The organism is Brevibacillus sp. NRS-1366, from assembly GCF_050467985.1.
Window position 1 is genome coordinate 18,715 of the sequence record NZ_JBITPN010000056.1, and the last position, 17,693, is coordinate 36,407.

General features: G+C 46.0%; 17 protein-coding genes. All 17 read right to left on the reverse strand.

The window, feature by feature from the left end:
- Positions 1–77: 77 nt before the first annotated feature.
- Positions 78–479 (reverse strand): stage V sporulation protein AB, encoded by a 402-nt coding sequence (locus ACIFQN_RS31660; RefSeq protein ID WP_429837037.1) that lies wholly within the window; start codon positions 477–479, stop codon positions 78–80.
- A gap of 14 nt (positions 480–493) precedes the next feature.
- A complete protein-coding gene (locus ACIFQN_RS31665; RefSeq protein WP_429837038.1) occupies positions 494–1,108 on the reverse strand; it encodes a stage V sporulation protein AA in 615 nt (204 codons plus the stop codon).
- 137 nt (positions 1,109–1,245) lie between these two features.
- A complete protein-coding gene (gene sigF / locus ACIFQN_RS31670) occupies positions 1,246–2,001 on the reverse strand; it encodes an RNA polymerase sporulation sigma factor SigF (protein WP_429837039.1) in 756 nt (251 codons plus the stop codon).
- A gap of 11 nt (positions 2,002–2,012) precedes the next feature.
- Positions 2,013–2,462, reverse strand: coding sequence for an anti-sigma F factor (gene spoIIAB / locus ACIFQN_RS31675; protein WP_429837040.1), 450 nt, complete (start codon positions 2,460–2,462; stop codon positions 2,013–2,015).
- A complete protein-coding gene (gene spoIIAA, locus ACIFQN_RS31680; protein ID WP_429837041.1) occupies positions 2,463–2,813 on the reverse strand; it encodes an anti-sigma F factor antagonist in 351 nt (116 codons plus the stop codon). It lies immediately after the preceding gene.
- A 148-nt stretch (positions 2,814–2,961) separates the two neighbouring features.
- Positions 2,962–4,143, reverse strand: coding sequence for a D-alanyl-D-alanine carboxypeptidase family protein (locus ACIFQN_RS31685; protein ID WP_429837042.1), 1,182 nt, complete (start codon positions 4,141–4,143; stop codon positions 2,962–2,964).
- A 100-nt stretch (positions 4,144–4,243) separates the two neighbouring features.
- Positions 4,244–6,316, reverse strand: coding sequence for a methyl-accepting chemotaxis protein (locus tag ACIFQN_RS31690; protein ID WP_429837043.1), 2,073 nt, complete (start codon positions 6,314–6,316; stop codon positions 4,244–4,246).
- A gap of 279 nt (positions 6,317–6,595) precedes the next feature.
- On the reverse strand, positions 6,596–7,555 hold the full coding sequence (locus ACIFQN_RS31695; protein ID WP_429837044.1) for an ABC transporter ATP-binding protein: 960 nt from the start codon (positions 7,553–7,555) through the stop codon (positions 6,596–6,598).
- Positions 7,556–7,569: 14 nt separating this feature from the next.
- Positions 7,570–8,565 (reverse strand): ABC transporter ATP-binding protein, encoded by a 996-nt coding sequence (locus ACIFQN_RS31700; protein ID WP_429837045.1) that lies wholly within the window; start codon positions 8,563–8,565, stop codon positions 7,570–7,572.
- 14 nt (positions 8,566–8,579) lie between these two features.
- The gene (locus ACIFQN_RS31705) at positions 8,580–9,497 is read right to left on the reverse strand and encodes an ABC transporter permease (protein ID WP_103105317.1); all 918 of its coding nucleotides are present in this window, start codon (positions 9,495–9,497) and stop codon (positions 8,580–8,582) included.
- A 6-nt stretch (positions 9,498–9,503) separates the two neighbouring features.
- Positions 9,504–10,436: an ABC transporter permease gene (locus tag ACIFQN_RS31710; protein WP_429837046.1), complete on the reverse strand. Its 933-nt coding sequence runs from the start codon at positions 10,434–10,436 to the stop codon at positions 9,504–9,506.
- A 250-nt stretch (positions 10,437–10,686) separates the two neighbouring features.
- Positions 10,687–12,342: a peptide ABC transporter substrate-binding protein gene (locus ACIFQN_RS31715; RefSeq protein ID WP_429837047.1), complete on the reverse strand. Its 1,656-nt coding sequence runs from the start codon at positions 12,340–12,342 to the stop codon at positions 10,687–10,689.
- A 114-nt stretch (positions 12,343–12,456) separates the two neighbouring features.
- Entirely contained in the window at positions 12,457–12,927 is a 471-nt protein-coding gene (locus tag ACIFQN_RS31720; protein WP_429837048.1) for an Lrp/AsnC family transcriptional regulator, read from the reverse strand.
- Between the two features lie 330 nt (positions 12,928–13,257).
- Positions 13,258–14,565 (reverse strand): pyrimidine-nucleoside phosphorylase, encoded by a 1,308-nt coding sequence (locus ACIFQN_RS31725; RefSeq protein ID WP_429837049.1) that lies wholly within the window; start codon positions 14,563–14,565, stop codon positions 13,258–13,260.
- Positions 14,566–14,589: 24 nt separating this feature from the next.
- Positions 14,590–15,399 carry a purine-nucleoside phosphorylase gene (locus tag ACIFQN_RS31730; protein ID WP_429837050.1) on the reverse strand — a complete coding sequence of 270 codons (810 nt, stop codon included), beginning with the start codon at positions 15,397–15,399 and terminating at the stop codon, positions 14,590–14,592.
- 57 nt (positions 15,400–15,456) lie between these two features.
- On the reverse strand, positions 15,457–16,629 hold the full coding sequence (gene deoB, locus ACIFQN_RS31735) for a phosphopentomutase (protein ID WP_429837051.1): 1,173 nt from the start codon (positions 16,627–16,629) through the stop codon (positions 15,457–15,459).
- A 167-nt stretch (positions 16,630–16,796) separates the two neighbouring features.
- A complete protein-coding gene (gene xerD / locus ACIFQN_RS31740) occupies positions 16,797–17,684 on the reverse strand; it encodes a site-specific tyrosine recombinase XerD (RefSeq protein ID WP_429837052.1) in 888 nt (295 codons plus the stop codon).
- Between the last annotated feature and the right edge of the window lie 9 nt (positions 17,685–17,693).

Consider the following 17,693-nt stretch of genomic DNA (forward strand, 5'->3'; position numbering starts at 1 on the left):
TACGATAACCCTTTTCGAAGCCATACGTATATCTTTCCTATTTCTAAAGATGCCTATGAATAGTGGTATTTACCAGTTTACAGGTGCAAAAGCCACTGGAGGAGCGAACCCGTTACTTTGCCGAACACAACGGCCATTAACAAGAAAAGAAGATTTCCATCCATATGCAGACGTTTGGCTACTATCGGAAATACATTCAAAACTTCCGTTAGACCTGCCGCGAGAGTCCCGACAAAAATACCTGCGAATAAACCATAGATAGCAGTAACCAATACAGGTAATTCAACGCCCCAATGAAAAAAGTCGATCAGTGTAAAAACGAGTACTCCGCTTACCAAAGCCCATTCGAAGCCTCGTATATGACGGTGTGCATTGGTTAGCTGAGTCAATCGCGGAATGATATCCAGAACCGTAATGAACGCAACAAAGCCGCTTCCGACCGCAAGCCCTCCACCTAGCCCGATCAATACTAAAAACATGCATGCCAGAATGCTCATATTTTCGTTCGCTGATTTTCCTTGTTCTCGTGTTGAATGTAATATTGGTCAAGGTTTTGTTGGTACAAAAATAATTCGACTTCCAAAGGGCTCGGTTCTTCATTGATCTTTTTCTTGAAGATATGGTTGAAAAATAGAATCATCCCCAGTCCTATCCCGACAGAATAAGGTATTTGTAACCAGAGTGGCTGGTGACTTTTTTCGCCTGTGATGAGGTAATAAATGCGTTCGTGAACCTGCATCATGCTAACATCCGTGTGGAAGTTCATAATCGCAAGACCGGATCCGATAAATAAGATGAGCCACACTAGTGCAACGAGCACCAGATTTGCTTTTTTACGCGGATTTTGGACCTCGACAATAATTTGCGGTGAACCTTGAATATCCAGCTCGGCATCAGGATAAGCGGAGCGCAGTCGTTGGATCACTTGCATAATATCAATAATGATAAGGTTGCCATCCTTTGGCTCCACCCGATAAATGGGCATCCGTTTGATTGCTTCTTCACGTTCCCCATCCCAATAAATCTGACAAATATCTCCCATCGTGATTAAGGCTTGTGGCTTTACTGCCAATCGTTTTCGCAGGCGCAGAAATAACGTTTCCTTCATGAAAGCTCCTCCTTTCGCCTTTCATGCGTTTTCCCCGCTAGTATGTGCGTCATCAAAAAAGCCATGCAAAAAACACCAAAGCATTTTTACCTTGGTGTTTTTTGGGTATTCTCGGGCTAGCACTGATGGGGGATGGGCTAGTTTTCGATTTGATCCTTTATGGTTTGTAGGATGCGCTTTTCCAAACGAGAGACCTGGACTTGTGAGATCCCTAATCGCTCCGCTACCTCGGACTGTGTCTGATCCTTGTAGTAACGCAAATAGACAATTAGCTGTTCTCTCTCGGTCAACCGGCTGATCGCATCTTTCAGCGCAATCTTCTCAAACCATTTGTTTACACTTTCATCCGCAATCTGGTCGATCAACGTAATCGGATCTCCATCATTTTCAAAGACCGTTTCATGGATCGAAGAAGGTGCTCGATTCGCTTCCTGTGCAAAAACAACTTCCTCTGGTGTGATCCCTACCACTTCTGCCACTTCCGCAATCGTAGGGGCACGACCAAATTGCTTGTACAGTTCATCCTTTGTTCTACGTACTTTATTTGCTGTTTCCTTGAGTGATCGACTTACCTTAACTGTGCCGTCATCACGTAAAAAGCGTTGAATTTCTCCAATAATCATTGGCACCGCATAGGTGGAAAATCGCACATCATAGGAGAGATCAAACTTATCTACGGCTTTCAGCAAGCCGATACAACCGATCTGAAATAAATCATCCGCTTCGTATCCACGGTTGATAAAACGCTGGACGACAGACCAGACCAGCCTTATGTTGCTGTTCACTAGAAGTTCGCGGGCGTTGGCGTCTCCAGCCTGGCTCTTGGCGATCAGTTCCTTCACTTGGTCATTGGTCAGAAATGGTTGACTCGCGTTTTTAATATCGGCACCCATTGGCACTACCCCTAATTTTGCAAGGCTTTGGCAAACGACAGGCGTTTGGTGAGGCGAACAGTCGTGCCTTTACCAACTGCTGTCGCCACTTCCAAAGAATCCATGAAATTCTCCATAATGGTGAAGCCCATTCCAGAGCGTTCCAATTCCGGTTTGGTCGTATAGAGTGGCTGCATGGCTTGCTCCACATCCTCAATTCCTTTTCCGTTGTCTTCCACGACAACCTCCACCGTTCCCTCGTCTAATCGCACGGAGATATGTACCACACCCTCGGGATTCTCGTCATATCCGTGAATGATGGCATTCGTTACAGCCTCGGAAATAACGGTTTTCATTTCTTCCAACTCGTCCATCGTAATATCCAAATGAGAAATGAATGAAGCGACGGCCACGCGCGCAAAAGCTTCATTTTGGCTCAATGCTGCAAACGATACGGACATGAAATTACGCTGTACTGTCATTTACGCCACCCCCAGGACAAGCAGTGCATCTGCTTCGTTCTCACGAAACTTGATCACTTTAAACAATCCGGACATCTCAAAAATTCGGTAGATGGTTGGATTAATCGAGCATACGTACATTTCTCCAGAACGAGCCGAGATTTGTTTGTATCTACCCAAAATAACCCCAATGCCGGAGCTGTCCATAAACGTCAAATCAGCTAAACTAAGTACAATGTGACGAATCTCAGGGGTACGTAAAATTTCATCCACACGACTACGCAAATCTTCTGCCGTATGATGGTCGAGCTCTCCTTGCAAGCGAATTACCAGCACATCCTGCCGGGTCTCCATCGCAATGCGTAAACTCATGGCTGACTCACTCCTTCTCCCGTATTAAAATGTCTCTTTCTGCTTCTCTATAACCAATTCCTGCCAGTCGACAAAAGAACAAAAAAATCGAGCAGCCGCATCTTCTCATTCGAGGCAACTCGATTCTTTTCGCGCTCATGATGTCTCTTTAGTAGCTGATCAACACATTCTTGGTCGTCCGCTTAAGAATCTCCCACATGCCTGCTTTTTCAACTGTTTGTTCTGGGTATAAATCAATCCGGTTAACATCTTTCCCATCTTTGGTGCGAATGAAGATGTGGCCTACGACCTGTTCCTTGCTGACTGGCGCATTGACTGAAGGATTTACGACCACTTCCTTCGTGAACGTATCAGCGGATTCCCCCTTTTTCATGAGCAGGCTTACCGAATGTGGTGTGACAACGTTAATCTGTGGCTGCTGCCCCTTGTCCACCGTGAGCTGTTCTACCGTTTCTCCTTTTTTGTACATCGGCATGACTTGAAAATGGGTAAATGCGTAATTGAACATGGTAGAAACCTCGTTGTTGCGTGTCTTCACGTCTGGTTCTCCCATAACTACCGAAATCACCCGCATGTTGTTGCGTTTTGCTGTAGCTGTCAGGCAATATTTGGCTTCGGCGGTATAGCCTGTCTTCAGCCCATCCACGCCTTCATAAAAACGTACGAGCCTGTTTGTATTAACCAACCAGAACGGGTTTGCCGAGTCTTTGCGCAAATAGTCCTGATACGTACCTGTAAATCGGGTAATTCCTTCGTGCTTCAAAAGCTCTCTGGACATAATAGCAATATCCGTTGCAGACGAATAATGATTTGGAGCAGGCAACCCGTTTGAATTGACGAAGTTCGTATTTTTCATCCCTAATTGCTTCGCCCGTTCATTCATCTTGGCGACAAAGGCTTCTTCGGTACCACTCAAATGCTCCGCCATTGCAACGGATGCATCATTTCCGGAAGCAATCGCAATTCCTTTGATCATATCCTCTACAGCCATTTCTTCTCCAGGCTGCAGGAAAATCTGTGATCCTCCCATTGAGGCAGCCCTTTCGCTCGTCCGAACTTTATCGGTAAGCTTCAGTTCTCCTCGTTCCACCGCTTCCATGATTAATAGCATCGTCATCACCTTGGTGATACTGGCAGGCGGCATTTTTTCATTGGCATTCTTTTCATACAAAACCGTACCTGTATCCGCTTCAATCATTACAGCCGATTTCGCATGTGGAGCAAAATTCATTTCGCCAGTTTTCGCCGCTTTTTCAGTAGCGACAGCCATTGGAGAAAAGATGGTCACGAACATGATGAAGCATAGAGCGATGTATCCATTCCGTTTCATAGCAGTCTCTTCCCTCCATTCATGGTTTTATTCTCACCATCGACAGAGGAAAATATTCACAAAAGAAATCCCTTCTGACTTAGGCAGAAGGGATGCACTTTTAAATGACAAAACGGCTTACATTTTCTGTGAGTTCGTCCGCCATTTTTTTCAATTGCTCTACATTTTCATTAATACGTGCAATTGAATTCAGCTGCTCATCCACGGTTTCGACTACACCTGTAATAGAGTTGCTGATTTCATCTGACATATAAGCCAAGCGCTGCATCGAATTGGTCACAACTTGATTGCCTGCGGCCATTTCTTCTGATGTGGCTGTCATTGATTCACTTTGTTCTGCTGCTGATTGAATCTCTGCCACGATATTTTGGAATGCCGTTCCCACTGACTCAACGGACTGCAGTCCGCCTCCCACCATGGTTACGATCTCGTCCATGTTCTTGCTCATGTCCATCGCTTCATCATTAATGGAATGGGCAATGGAAGCAATCCGCTCCGAGAAAGAACTGCTTTCTTCTGCCAGCTTGCGCACTTCACTAGCTACGACTGAGAAACCGCGACCTGCTTCGCCTGCACGCGCTGCTTCGATCGCTGCGTTCAGTGCCAACAGATTGGTTTGCGATGCGATGCTGGTGATCATCTCTACGATGCTGGTAATTTGGCGCGCACGTTCACGTAAGCTGTGCATCTGCTTAGCTGTACGTTCCACTTCATTCGTGGCGCGGCGTACTGTACCAATTACGTTTTCAACCAGCTCCAAACCACCCTGCGCTCGTTCAAACGTACGTGTAGTTGCAATCGATGTAGATTCTGCGGCTATGGCTACTTGCTCGACACCTTGAGAAATTTCGGATACGGTAGTGGCAGTCGCTTGTACTTCACTTGTTTGAGTAGAAACGCGCTCGGCTATTGTGGAGATATTGTCAGTGATGACGGTGATCGCGCCTTTGTTTTCCTGGGCGAACAAGGTCAGCTCATCTGTCGCTATATTCAATTGATTAGCTTGTCCTTGGACCAAAGCAATGAGCTTGCGCAGTTCCGCAGCCATCTCATTCATCTTGTGCCCTACCATCGCAAGCTCGTCATTTCCATTTACTCTTACATTCACGTCAAATTGTCCAGCACCAATACGTTCCATATCTCTGGCGATGGCATACAAGGACGAACGGATTCGTTTGGCAAACCACCAGATCAACCAAACAGAGATGGCCACAATCGGTAAGCTGAACAGGACAAAAAACATCCACATTTCATTTACTTCACCGTATACTTCATCACTGCCTGATGTAAGCACGATATCCCATTTCAACTTGGTAATCGGTGCAAAAGCAGCGAAGGCGTCTTTTCCGTTATCTTCATAAAGCAAGCTTTCGCTCGTCTCATTTTGCATCAAAGACAACATTTCAGCATACTCGGGCTTGTCTGCAATGCTTATATTGTTATTGTTTTCAGGATTTTTATGAGCTACAACTAACCCATCCGGACGGACAACGAAAGCATATCCATTTTGCATGAATGGGATTTCCGGGATTTTTTGAACAATCTGGTCAATCGTAAATCCGACTACAAAGATACGGCTCGTATCCTTGTTCTTATCCCCTACGGGTGTCGAAATATAAAGAAAACTCTTATTAACGCCTTGGACGATTTCCTCATCGGAAATAACTGTTCCCGCTGTGCTTACCGTTTGTTGAAAATATTGTTTTTGCTTAAAGTCAATATCATTTTTCCCAGTAAGTGAGTACAGGGATTTTCCCGTTTTTGTATCAATCAGATAGATTTTTGAAATTTCCCTATGTGCTTGACGCATTAAGCTGAATTGTTCCATAATCAACGGCTCTAATTCCGTCATCATCACCCGCTTCGAAGCTGCAGTCTCCGAAGAAATTACGATGTCTTCGATCCAATCCTCCATATTGGCCGCATGCTGCTCAGCCAACATTTTCGCCTGCTTGGAGGTGATGCTAAACAGCGTAGACTTTGAAAAGGAAATCGCTATGTATTGCAGAGAACCGATAATGACAAGCACGAGAATCAGGCCAAAAACAATCATTTTTGTAGCTAGTGAACCCTTCACCTTTTCTGATGACAATTGTTTAAATGATTTCATTTTTGAAAAAAAAGAAGTTGGTAGCCCTTTCATTTTCCAACGCGGCGACAAAAATCTCCCCATGTTGCCTGCCTCCTTATAGATTTCCATTACATATTGCCAGTATTGGCATTAGTTAACTCGGCTCTGTCAAGCTTTTCAGTGAAGTTGAAACCCTAGCCTATGTATACTTGAATCCTGCACATTTTTATACTTCCGGGGAGTATAAAAAACATTAGGAGAAGCCTACTCTGATTCTCTACCCTTTTTTCATAGTGGTAAAACCTCTTTTTATAAAAAACTTTATTGAGAAAAAAGCGGGTTCCTGGCCATGTATAGCCTGGGAACCCGCTTGTCTGATGATTAGTTATACAAATGGCATGCTGCAAAATGACCGGGTTCAATTTCTTTCCATACCGGTACGGAGGCTGCGCACTCTGGCATCGCTTTCGGACAACGAGTACGGAAATGGCAACCGCTTGGCGGGTTCATCGGGCTTGGTACATCCCCTTGCAGAACGATTCGCTCGCGATTACGCTCAATTTCTGGATCTGGAATCGGAATCGCAGACAACAGCGCTTGTGTATAAGGATGCAATGGCTTTTCATACAAGGCATCACTTTCTGCTAGCTCCACCATTTTACCCAGGTACATCACAGCAACACGATCTGAAATATATTTTACCATGGACAGATCGTGGGCAATGAACATGTAGGTCAGGCCCATTTTCTCTTGCAATTGTTCAAGAAGGTTAACGACCTGTGCTTGAACGGATACGTCCAAAGCTGAAATAGGCTCGTCACAAACGATGAATTTTGGTTCCACTGCCAATGCACGGGCAATCCCGATCCGTTGGCGCTGTCCACCGGAAAATTCATGCGGGAATCGGTTCATATGCTCAGGATTCAAGCTCACCAAAGAAAGCAGCTCTTGAATGCGTTCTTTACGCTTTTGACCAGAAGCAAGACCATGAATGTCAAGTGCTTCGCCAATGATATCCCCGACCGTCATACGTGGATTCAGGGATGCATATGGATCCTGGAAAATCATTTGCATGTTCCGGCGCATTGCCTTCATTTCTTGGTTGTTCAAATTCATGATGCTTTTTCCTTCAAAAAGGACGTCACCGCCAGTTGCATCGTACAGACGAAGAAGCGTACGACCAGCGGTAGACTTTCCGCAGCCTGACTCTCCTACTACTCCCAATGTTTCTCCGCGTTTAATTTCAAACGAGATATCATTGACAGCTTTCAGAGTATTATCGCCAATAGAAAAAAACTTTTTAAGGTTGCGTACTTCAATCAGTGTATCACGATTATCCACTGTATACCCTCCTCCTACGATCCTGCGCGGTTCTGAGCAAGCGGGTGCTGCAACCAGCAAGCTGCTCGTTGGGTCGTGCTGACTTCGTTCAGATCAGGATCAATCTCCTGGCAGACACGCATAGCCGATTCGCAGCGTGCAGTAAATCCACACCCTACTGGTGGACGCAAGAGATCCGGTGGAGTTCCGAAAATCGGAGTTAACGGCTCGTCGCGATTCAGGTCAAGACGTGGTACAGAGCGCAGCAGACCTTTGGTGTACGGGTGTTGAGGGTTATAGAAAATATCATCTACCGTTCCTGTTTCAATCACTTTGCCTGCGTACATAACAATTACGCGGTCGCACATTTCCGCTACTACACCCAAGTCGTGCGTAATAAGGATAATGGAGGTACCCGTTTTCTTTTGCAGATCCTTCATCAAATCCAAGATTTGAGCCTGAATGGTTACATCCAAAGCAGTAGTCGGCTCATCCGCAATCAACAGCTTGGGATTACAGGACAATGCGATTGCGATCATCGCACGCTGGCGCATCCCGCCGGAGAACTCGTGTGGATATTGCTCCACACGTTTTTCCGGTTGAGGGATACCAACGATGGTCAAAAGCTCGATAGCACGGTCACGTGCCGCAGAGCGAGACATGTTTTGGTGTTTGATTAAGCCCTCTGTAATTTGGTTCCCAATGGTCATCGTTGGGTTGAGAGAAGTCATTGGATCTTGGAAGATCATCCCGATATCATTACCGCGAATCGCTTCCATTTGTTTATTTGACTTTTTGACGAGGTTATCGCCATTAAAGAGAATTTCGCCTTTTTTAATTTCACCTGGTGGCATTGGAATCAGCTTCATCAAGGTTTGAGCGGTTACGGATTTCCCGCAACCGGACTCTCCTACGATGGCCACTGCTTCCCCACGATTCACGTGAAAGTTAACACCACGTACTGCTTTTACTTCCCCTGCATACGTATGGAAGGATACATGCAGGTCTTTAACATCTAGAATGCGTTCCATAACGATGATCCCTCCTATTTACGCAGGCGTGGGTCTACAGCATCACGCAGACCGTCACCGAACAAGTTAAATGCTAAAATGGTCACGGAAATGAAGACTGCCGGGAACATCAATCGCCACGGGTAATACTTCATGGCTGGCAGCCCTTCATTGGACATCGTCCCCCACGATGCAATTGGTGCTGCTACCCCCAAACCGATAAAGGAAAGGAAGGATTCTGCAAAGATAGCAGAAGGAACAGTTAAGCTCAAGGTAACAATAATCGGACCCAACGCATTTGGAATCAAATGTTTAAAGATCAGGCGATTACTATCAGCACCAAGGGATCGTGCAGCCAAGACAAATTCCTGGTTTTTCAGTTGTAGCATCTGGCCCCGAACAATCCGGGCCATCCCAATCCATCCCGTTATCGTCAGGGCGATAATGATCGTCCCCACCCCGGGCTCTAAGACAACCATGAGAAGAATGACAACGAGCAGATATGGAATCGCGAACAAAATATCAGCGATACGCATCATTACTTCATCCACTTTACCACCATAGAAACCTGCAATACCGCCCCAAATGACACCAATGATCAGATCGATAAATGCAGCAGCGAGACCTACTTCAAGAGAGATTCGTGCACCGTACCAGATACGGACAAATACATCGCGTCCCAAATCGTCGGTACCGAACCAGTGCTCAGCAGATGGCTTCTTATTTTTTCCAGCCAAGTCTGTTGTAAAATAGTCGTTATGCGTAACCAGTGGAATCACAATCGCACATACGAGCAACGCCACGATAAAAATCATTGAAGCCATTGCTACTTTATTCATTTTCAAGCGACGCCACACATCAGACCAGAAAGAAAGACTGGGGCGCTTGATTGCTTCTGCTTGACGAAGGTCAACCGAAATCGGCTCGAAATGCTCTTTAGTCAATTGCTGCATGTCTAATTACTCCTTTCCTGTGTCCGTCAGCTTGATCCGCGGGTCTACCAAGGTATAAGCGATGTCCACAATCAGAATCATCACTACCAAGATAATGGAGTAGAATACGGTCGTTCCCATAATAACGGTGTAATCACGGTTCGTAATGGAGAGAACGAACTCACGACCCAAACCAGGTACACCGAAGATACGCTCAATAACAAACGCACCTGTGAGAATACCAGCGATCAATGGACCCAGGTAGGTAATAACGGGTAGCAGCGCATTGCGAATGGCGTGTCTTACCGTAATGGTAAAGCTGTGCAATCCTTTGGCTTTTGCCGTTTTGATATAGTCTTGTCCCAGCACCTCGATCATATTGGAACGAGTCAAACGAGCGATGAACGCCATCGGAGATGCAGCAAGTGCCAATGATGGAAGAATCGTGTATTCGAATCCTTCCCACTTCGCAATAGGTAAAAGTCCCCAATTAATTGCGAAGACGTATTGGTAAAATGATGCTAGGATAAAGCTCGGAACGGATAGACCCAAAACCGCAATCACCATTGCTGAGAAGTCTTGCCACTTGTTATGCTTTAATGCAGCAATCACACCAAGAATAATTCCACCGAAAATGGCGAGTAATAATGCTTGTGCTCCCAAGTGAGCTGAGACTGGAAAACCACGGTTGATCATTTCATTGACCGTCGAGGATTTTTCCGTAAAGGATGGACCCAAGTCCCAAGTAGCGACACCCTTCAAGTAGTTGAAATACTGCTCATGCAACGGCAGGTTAAGTTTGTATTTGGCCTCTAATGCCGCTTTGATCTCATCAGGAACATTTTTCTCCGAAGTAAATGGACCACCAGGTACTGCTTTCATGATGAAGAAAGTGGCCGTTACGATCAAGAAAAGCGAGATGAGCATGAAGATGATGCGCTTACCAAGATAACGGATCAACTAACTTACCCCCTTGACAGGATTTTGAATGCTTTCACGTCCCATGTTTACACTGCGGACGTTACCGACACAGTGCAAAAATCGGCTGTGTAAATAACCCAATTGATCTCTTGCGATAAAACTTCTCTCTCTATTTTTGTCTTTGCTGGCTTGAAAGCCATTTAATATATAGGGACGGGCTAGCATAACAGAAGGTATATGGGCTGACCATATACCCCCTGCTGCAATACCCGATTCCTCTTACGAAAACTTACTCAACAGAAGCCCATTTCCAGTCAACGTCTCCAAGGCCACCGATTACGACGCCTTTAACGTTTTCTTTCTGTACCCATGAGTTAGTATAGAAGTAGATCGGCATGATCGGCATTTCATCCATCAGGATTTGCTCTGCATCAGCCAGAATTTTCTTGCGCTTCTCTGGATCTGCTTCCAAAGCGGATTGGTTCAGGAGCTCTTTATATTTTGGATTTTCCCAACGCGTATCGTTGTTTCCACCCATTTTATCTTTATACAGCTCTAGGAAGTTGATTGGATCGTTGAAATCACCCAACCAGCCCATACGACCAACCTGGAAGTTACCATTGTGCATATCTTCTAAATATACTTTCCATTCCTTATTTTCCAGCTTCACATCTACACCAAGATTCTTCTTCCATTGGTCTTGGATTGCCTCAGCGATTTTCTTGTGTGCTTCGGACGTGTTGTAGGACAAGGTCATGGCAGGCAGTTTGGACAGGCCCAGTTCTTTCAGACCTTCTTCCAGAAGCTTCTTCGCTTCTGCCTGATCGTTATCCTTGAAGTAGCCATTTGGATTCAATACCATGGATGGTGGTACTGCGCCAGTCGCTGGGATTTGTCCCGTTTGGAGAATATTATCAATCAGGGATTTACGATCGATTGAGTAAGCGAACGCTTTACGAATCTTCACGTTGTTGAACGGCGGCTTTTCGGTATTGAACTTGTACCAATAAGTACCCGCGATTGGCTGGGTTGTAATTTTGCCTTGGTCTTTAAGCGCTGGAATTGCGTCTGTTGGCAATGCGCTTGTCGGAGAACCTGCCCAATCCAATTCACCGTTTTCAAACATGGACAATTCGGTGTTTTCGTCCTCTACCATGGCGAACTCGATGCGATCTAGCTTAACCGTATCTTTATCCCAATAGTTGTCATTTTTCACGAGCACTAGCTTGCTTTTGTGCTCCCATTTTTCCATTTTGAAAGGACCGTTACCAACGTGGGTTTTTGCTTCCCCTGCCCATTTCGCGTTGGCATCAATTACTTTTTTGTTAACTGGGAAGTACGTAGGGAATGCAGTCAGCTCCAGGAAGAACGGGGTTGGATTCTCTAGTTTTACTTCCAGTGTCTTGTCGTCGAGTGCCTTCACACCAACATCATCAAGCGATGCTTCTTTTTTGTTCGCTTTTTCGCCGTTTTTCACATAATAGAGCTGATATGCGTAATTGGATGCCGTAACAGGGTCCAATGCGCGTTTCCATGCATACTCGAAGTCGTGAGCCGTTACAGGATCACCATTGCTCCATTTTGCATCGCGAATTTTGAAGGTGTAAGTCAAGAAATCCTCCGAAATTTTGATGCTTTCTGCAGCAGCCTCATGAGCTTTTCCGTCTTCACTTACACGGGTGAGACCGTCAAAAGTAGCGCGGATAATCGCTGCAGAGGTAGTATCTTCAGAGATACCTGGGTCAGCTGTAGGTGGCTCGGAATGCAGGTTCAGCTTCAACACTTGTGGTTTTTTCTCTGCTGCTGGAGTCGATGCAGCAGGCTGTTGTGTCGTCGTGTTTGGCTGGGCAGCCGGTTGAGAAGCTTGCTGGCCTCCACCACAACCAGCCAATGCCGTTCCTAGTACAGCTACAGAGCTTACAAGTGCAAATATGTTCTTTTTCAACGCAATAACCCCCAGTACGTTTTTCTTTTTTGTCTTTTTTCAGAAAATAAAGAACGGAAAAAAACGAACGTTACACGAAGCATCGTGACTTCGGCTGGAAGGCATCAACCCCTTTCACTGCAAGGTCACCTCGTCATCCTGAACGAAAGAGAAGGAATCTTTATACTGCTTCAGTTCGAGAGAAACATCCGCTGCTGCAATCCCTTCAATTTGAGAGAGTCGTTCATTGACGAAAGTGATCAGCTCGTCATTGCTATGGAAACACGCTTGTAAGATCAAGTCGTGCTTGCCGCTGAAAGCGCCCACAAATCGCACTGCAGAAAATTTGCTCAACTCTTCTGCGACACTTTTCTGCAATCCTAGCTTTGTGGTTAACCCGATGATTGCCTGTACATGTAATCCTAGCTTCTCCGGGTCAGGGTGAATCACGAATTGAAAGACTCCATCTTGTAACAGACGGGTGATGCGAGATCGAATGGTTCCCTCGCTCACGCCAAGTTGATGTGCGATTTCTGTATACGGGATTCGACCGTCTTCCTGGAGGATTTGCAGAATCTGCTTGTCAACATGGTCTAGCTTTTTCATAAATACGATTTTCAGGGAACCTCCATCCATTTTTTACGAAATTCGAAAAAATCTTAAACATATTGTCTGTTACATTAAAAGTAATCCGAAATGATAGCGGTGTCAACGAAATTTGACAAGTAGAAATATAAAACTTTATAAAGTCGATCCGAACAATAAAATATTTTTTATGTTATCTAGCATACATATGCTTACTCATATTGAATATGAAAATGCAGATTTAATCAACTATATTTTCTCGAAAAACTGTATTTTTACACAAAAAAGGGGCATACATGTTTCCTATGGCACACCCCTTTTTTGTTTACATATCAACGAAATAGACCAGATCTATTCATCAATAATTTTGTAAATGAGTGGTTGCTCCATCGGTGAATTTGTCGAAATAGAGATTGCATTTTCCAGTTCTAGTAATGCGTTTTGCAAAATCGTTTGTTCGTTGGCGTAGATCGTCAGCAAGGCATCTTTCTTGCGAACCTCATCCCCACGTTTTTTGTGCAGCACAAGACCTACAGCTAGATCAATCGGCATTTCCTTAGTCAATCTGCCAGCACCCAAGACTACAGAAGCATGACCAACCGCTTCCGCATCAATTGCGTGGATGTATCCATCCTGCTCGGCTGAAATGGTGTGCACAATGGTCGCTTGCTGTAGACGGGCAAGGTCATAGACATCCCGTTTGTCGCCGCCCTGAGCCTCTACCATCTCTGCCAGCTTCTCAACAGCCTTACCTGAAGACATGATCTCTGTAAGCCTACTGCGCCCCTCTTCTACACTTTGAACAAGCCCGCCTAGCACGAGCATACGTGACCCAATCGACAGCGCAAGCTCGGTCAAATCACGAGGTCCTCTGCCCGCCAGTGTCTCCACAGCTTCTTTTACTTCCAGTGCATTGCCCACAGCAAAACCAAGCGGTTGGTTCATGTCACTGATAACCGCTACCGTTTTACGCCCTACCTGGCTACCGATGGCAACCATGGCACGTGCCAAAGTCTCTGCTTCTTCCAGGCTCTTCATAAATGCACCTTTGCCGACCTTCACGTCAAGCAGGATCGCATCTGCACCTGCAGCGATCTTCTTGGACATGATGGAGCTCGCAATGAGCGGAACTGCTTCCACAGTAGCCGTAACATCGCGAAGGGCATATAGCTTTTTATCGGCTGGCGTCAAGTTGCCAGACTGGCCGATCACAGACACGCCAATATCACGCACCTGCTGCAGAAACTGCTCGCGTGTGCGCTCAACTTCAAAACCTGCAAACGACTCCAGCTTATCAATCGTTCCACCGGAGTACCCCAGACCTCTCCCAGACATTTTAGCCACAGGAATACCCGCTGCCGCAACGAGAGGAGCAACGACGAGGGTCGTCTTGTCACCGACCCCTCCAGTACTATGCTTATCAACCTTTACTCCGGAGAGAGATGACAGGTCAAGCTGTTCGCCTGAACCAGCCATCGCCATGGTTAAGTCACCGGTTTCGCGCGGAGTCATTCCACGGAAAAACACGGCCATCGCCCATGCTGACATTTGATAGTCCGGAATGCTGCCATCTGTATATCCATTTACCAGAAATTGAATCTCTTCTGTGGACAGTTCACCGCCATCCCGTTTTTTAGCGATTACGTCGACCATACGCATGCCAAACACCCCCGCTCGTTTGAATTATAGTTTGGCAACGATGCCATTTACCAACGCCAAGAACTGCGTTTTTACTTTCTCCGTTGTTTCCATCACTTCATCATGTGACAGCGGTTGCTCCAGAATGCCCGCCGCCATGTTGCTGATGCAGGAAATCCCCAAAACCTTAACTTTCATATGGCGTGCCACAATGACTTCGGGAACGGTAGACATACCAACAGCGTCTCCGCCCAGAACTCTGAGCATCCGAATTTCTGCAGGGGTCTCATAGCTTGGACCCAGTAAACCTGCATAAACACCTTCACGCAGCTCGATGCCTTGCTCGGCAGCCACTGCTTTTGCCACCTGACGCAGATCTTTGGAATAGGCTTCAGACATGTCAGGAAAACGGGCACCCATTTCTTCATCATTGGCACCAATCAAAGGGTTGCGGAAAGTCAGGTTGAGATGATCGGAAATAAGCATCAAGTCACCTGGATTGTAGTTTTCATTAATACCGCCAGCCGCATTGGTTACGATAATTGTTTCAACACCCAAGTGCTTCATAACGCGAATAGGGAAAACAACGGCATCAAGACCGTGGCCTTCGTAGAAGTGGAAACGGCCTTGCATCGCAACCACTTGTTTGCCCTGGAGTTTCCCGATCACGAGTTGTCCCTTGTGTCCAACTACGGTTGACACAGTAAAGCCAGGGATTTCATGATAAGGGATGACAACAGGATTTTCGATTTCATCAGCTAGGACTCCTAAACCGGAGCCAAGTACTAATCCAATCGTCGGTTTTTCCGTCAATTTTGGTTCGATATACGCAACTGCCTCATGAAAATTTGCCATTGATATACACTCCTCGTTTCTGTTTCTTCTATATAAATGTTTATTAAAACTTAACCTTTATACACGATTCAGGAAGCTTTTCCCAATCACAGGTGCCGCTACACCGAAATTGTCAGCGATTGTCGCACCTAAATCGGCAAACGTCTCGCGAATATCCAAATGGGTTCCAGTGGTAATTCCTTTATGGTAGACCAGAAGAGGAACATACTCTCTCGTATGATCGCTGCCGTGATGAACTGGATCATTTCCATGGTCTGCCGTAATGACCAGAAGATCATTGTCTGTAAGAGCAGAAAGAAGCTCAGGAATTCGAGCGTCGAACTCCATCAGCGCCTGTCCATAGCCTTCGGGATCGCGGCGATGGCCGAATTTGGCATCAAAATCTACGAGGTTTACAAAGCTCAGTCCGGTAAACGACTCTTTCATCGTACCGAGCAGTTGATCTACTCCGTCCATATTATCTTTCGTACGGATTGACTTCGTGATGCCTTCTTCTGCATAAATATCACTGATTTTTCCAATAGCAATCGACGTCAGTCCTGCATTTTGCAGCTGGTTCATGACTGTAGGTGCAAATGGTTTAACGGAATAGTCATGACGGTTGGATGTACGTACAAAATGGCCTGGCTCCCCGACAAACGGACGGGCGATGACACGGGTCACTGCATATTCATCGCGTAGAGTGAGCTCACGTGCAACCTGGCAAATATGATACAGTTCATCTAACGGTATCACGTCTTCATGGGCAGCCACCTGGAATACACTGTCCGCAGACGTGTAGACAATCACAGCACCGGTTTTCATGTGCTCGCTGCCAAGTTCATCTAAAATGTCTGTTCCGGAAGCGACTTTGTTCCCCAAGACCTTGCGTCCGATTCGTTCTTCAAACTCACTGATCAAAGAAGCGGGGAAGCCGTCAGGGTACGTATTAAAAGGCGTCGCCACATGGAGACCCATGATTTCCCAGTGTCCGGTTGTCGTGTCTTTTCCCATAGAAATTTCCTGCATTTTTCCATAATGGGCTTGCGGATGCGGTACGGCAGGCACGTTGCGGATCGGAGCAATATTTCCTAATCCCAGTTTTTCCAGGTTGGACAGGTGAAAGTTCTCTACGCGGTCAGCGATATGTCCCAGTGTATTCGCTCCTTCATCGCGAAATCTAGGAGCATCTGGTTGTTCACCAATCCCCACGCTATCCATGACGATCAAAAATACTCGAGAAAAACGCAATGATAACGCCTCCAGTTCAACAAAAATAGTGTTTGCAGCATCAAGTCGTCAGACGTCTGACCTGATACAAAAAAGGCTACCCCGCCTCGCATCAGGACGGAGTGATTTGTACCCATATCGTATTGTTTTTATTCTTATAAGGCCTCTTATAGACCTTGATGCGCCGCTTACGCTCTGGGATGCGTCTTCGCATATATATCTTTGATACGTGTCCGGGTCACATGCGTGTATATCTGTGTGGTAGAAATATCTGCATGCCCAAGCATTTCCTGTACAGATCGCAAATCAGCACCGTTTTCCAGTAAATGAGTGGCAAACGAGTGACGCAGCGTGTGCGGAGTAATCTCTGCGCGTATGTTCGCTTTCAGGGCATAGCGTTTAATGATTTTCCAAAAACCTTGTCGGGTAATTTGGTTGCCCAAATGATTTAAAAACAGCGCAGTATCACCAGTACCCTTCACCAGCTTTGGACGACCTGCTTGCAGATAATGCCGGACCATTTGGATGGCCACAGACCCCAACGGAATAATACGTTCCTTGGATCCTTTTCCCATGCATTTAACAAATCCCATGTCCAAATTCACATCTGCTGTGTCCAGATTAACAAGCTCGGATACACGAATCCCTGTCGCGTACAAGAGCTCCAGCATCGCCTTGTCTCGGAGTCCAGCAGGGTGATGGACAGGTGGGCTTTCCAGCAACCGTTCTACTTCCTCAATCGAAAGCACTTTCGGCAACCGTTTCTCAATTTTCGGTGTCTCCAGATGAATGGAGGGATCTTTATCTATGTATTTGTCCCGAACGAGAAACTGGTAAAAGGCCCGGATGGACGCCATATTCCGAGAAAGGGTGGCTGTTGCGCGTCCTTTTTCCCGTAGCACAAACAAGTAACCAACGATATGCGTCCGCGTGGAGGCCTCGATTTGCGTTATGCCCTGTTCCTGCAAATAAGAGGTGTAGGCCACCATGTCCCGTTGGTATGATTCCAACGTGTTCGGAGAAAGCCCCTTTTCCACTGCAAGGAAATGGATAAATTGATCAATCAGACTGTCCATGAAGCTGTC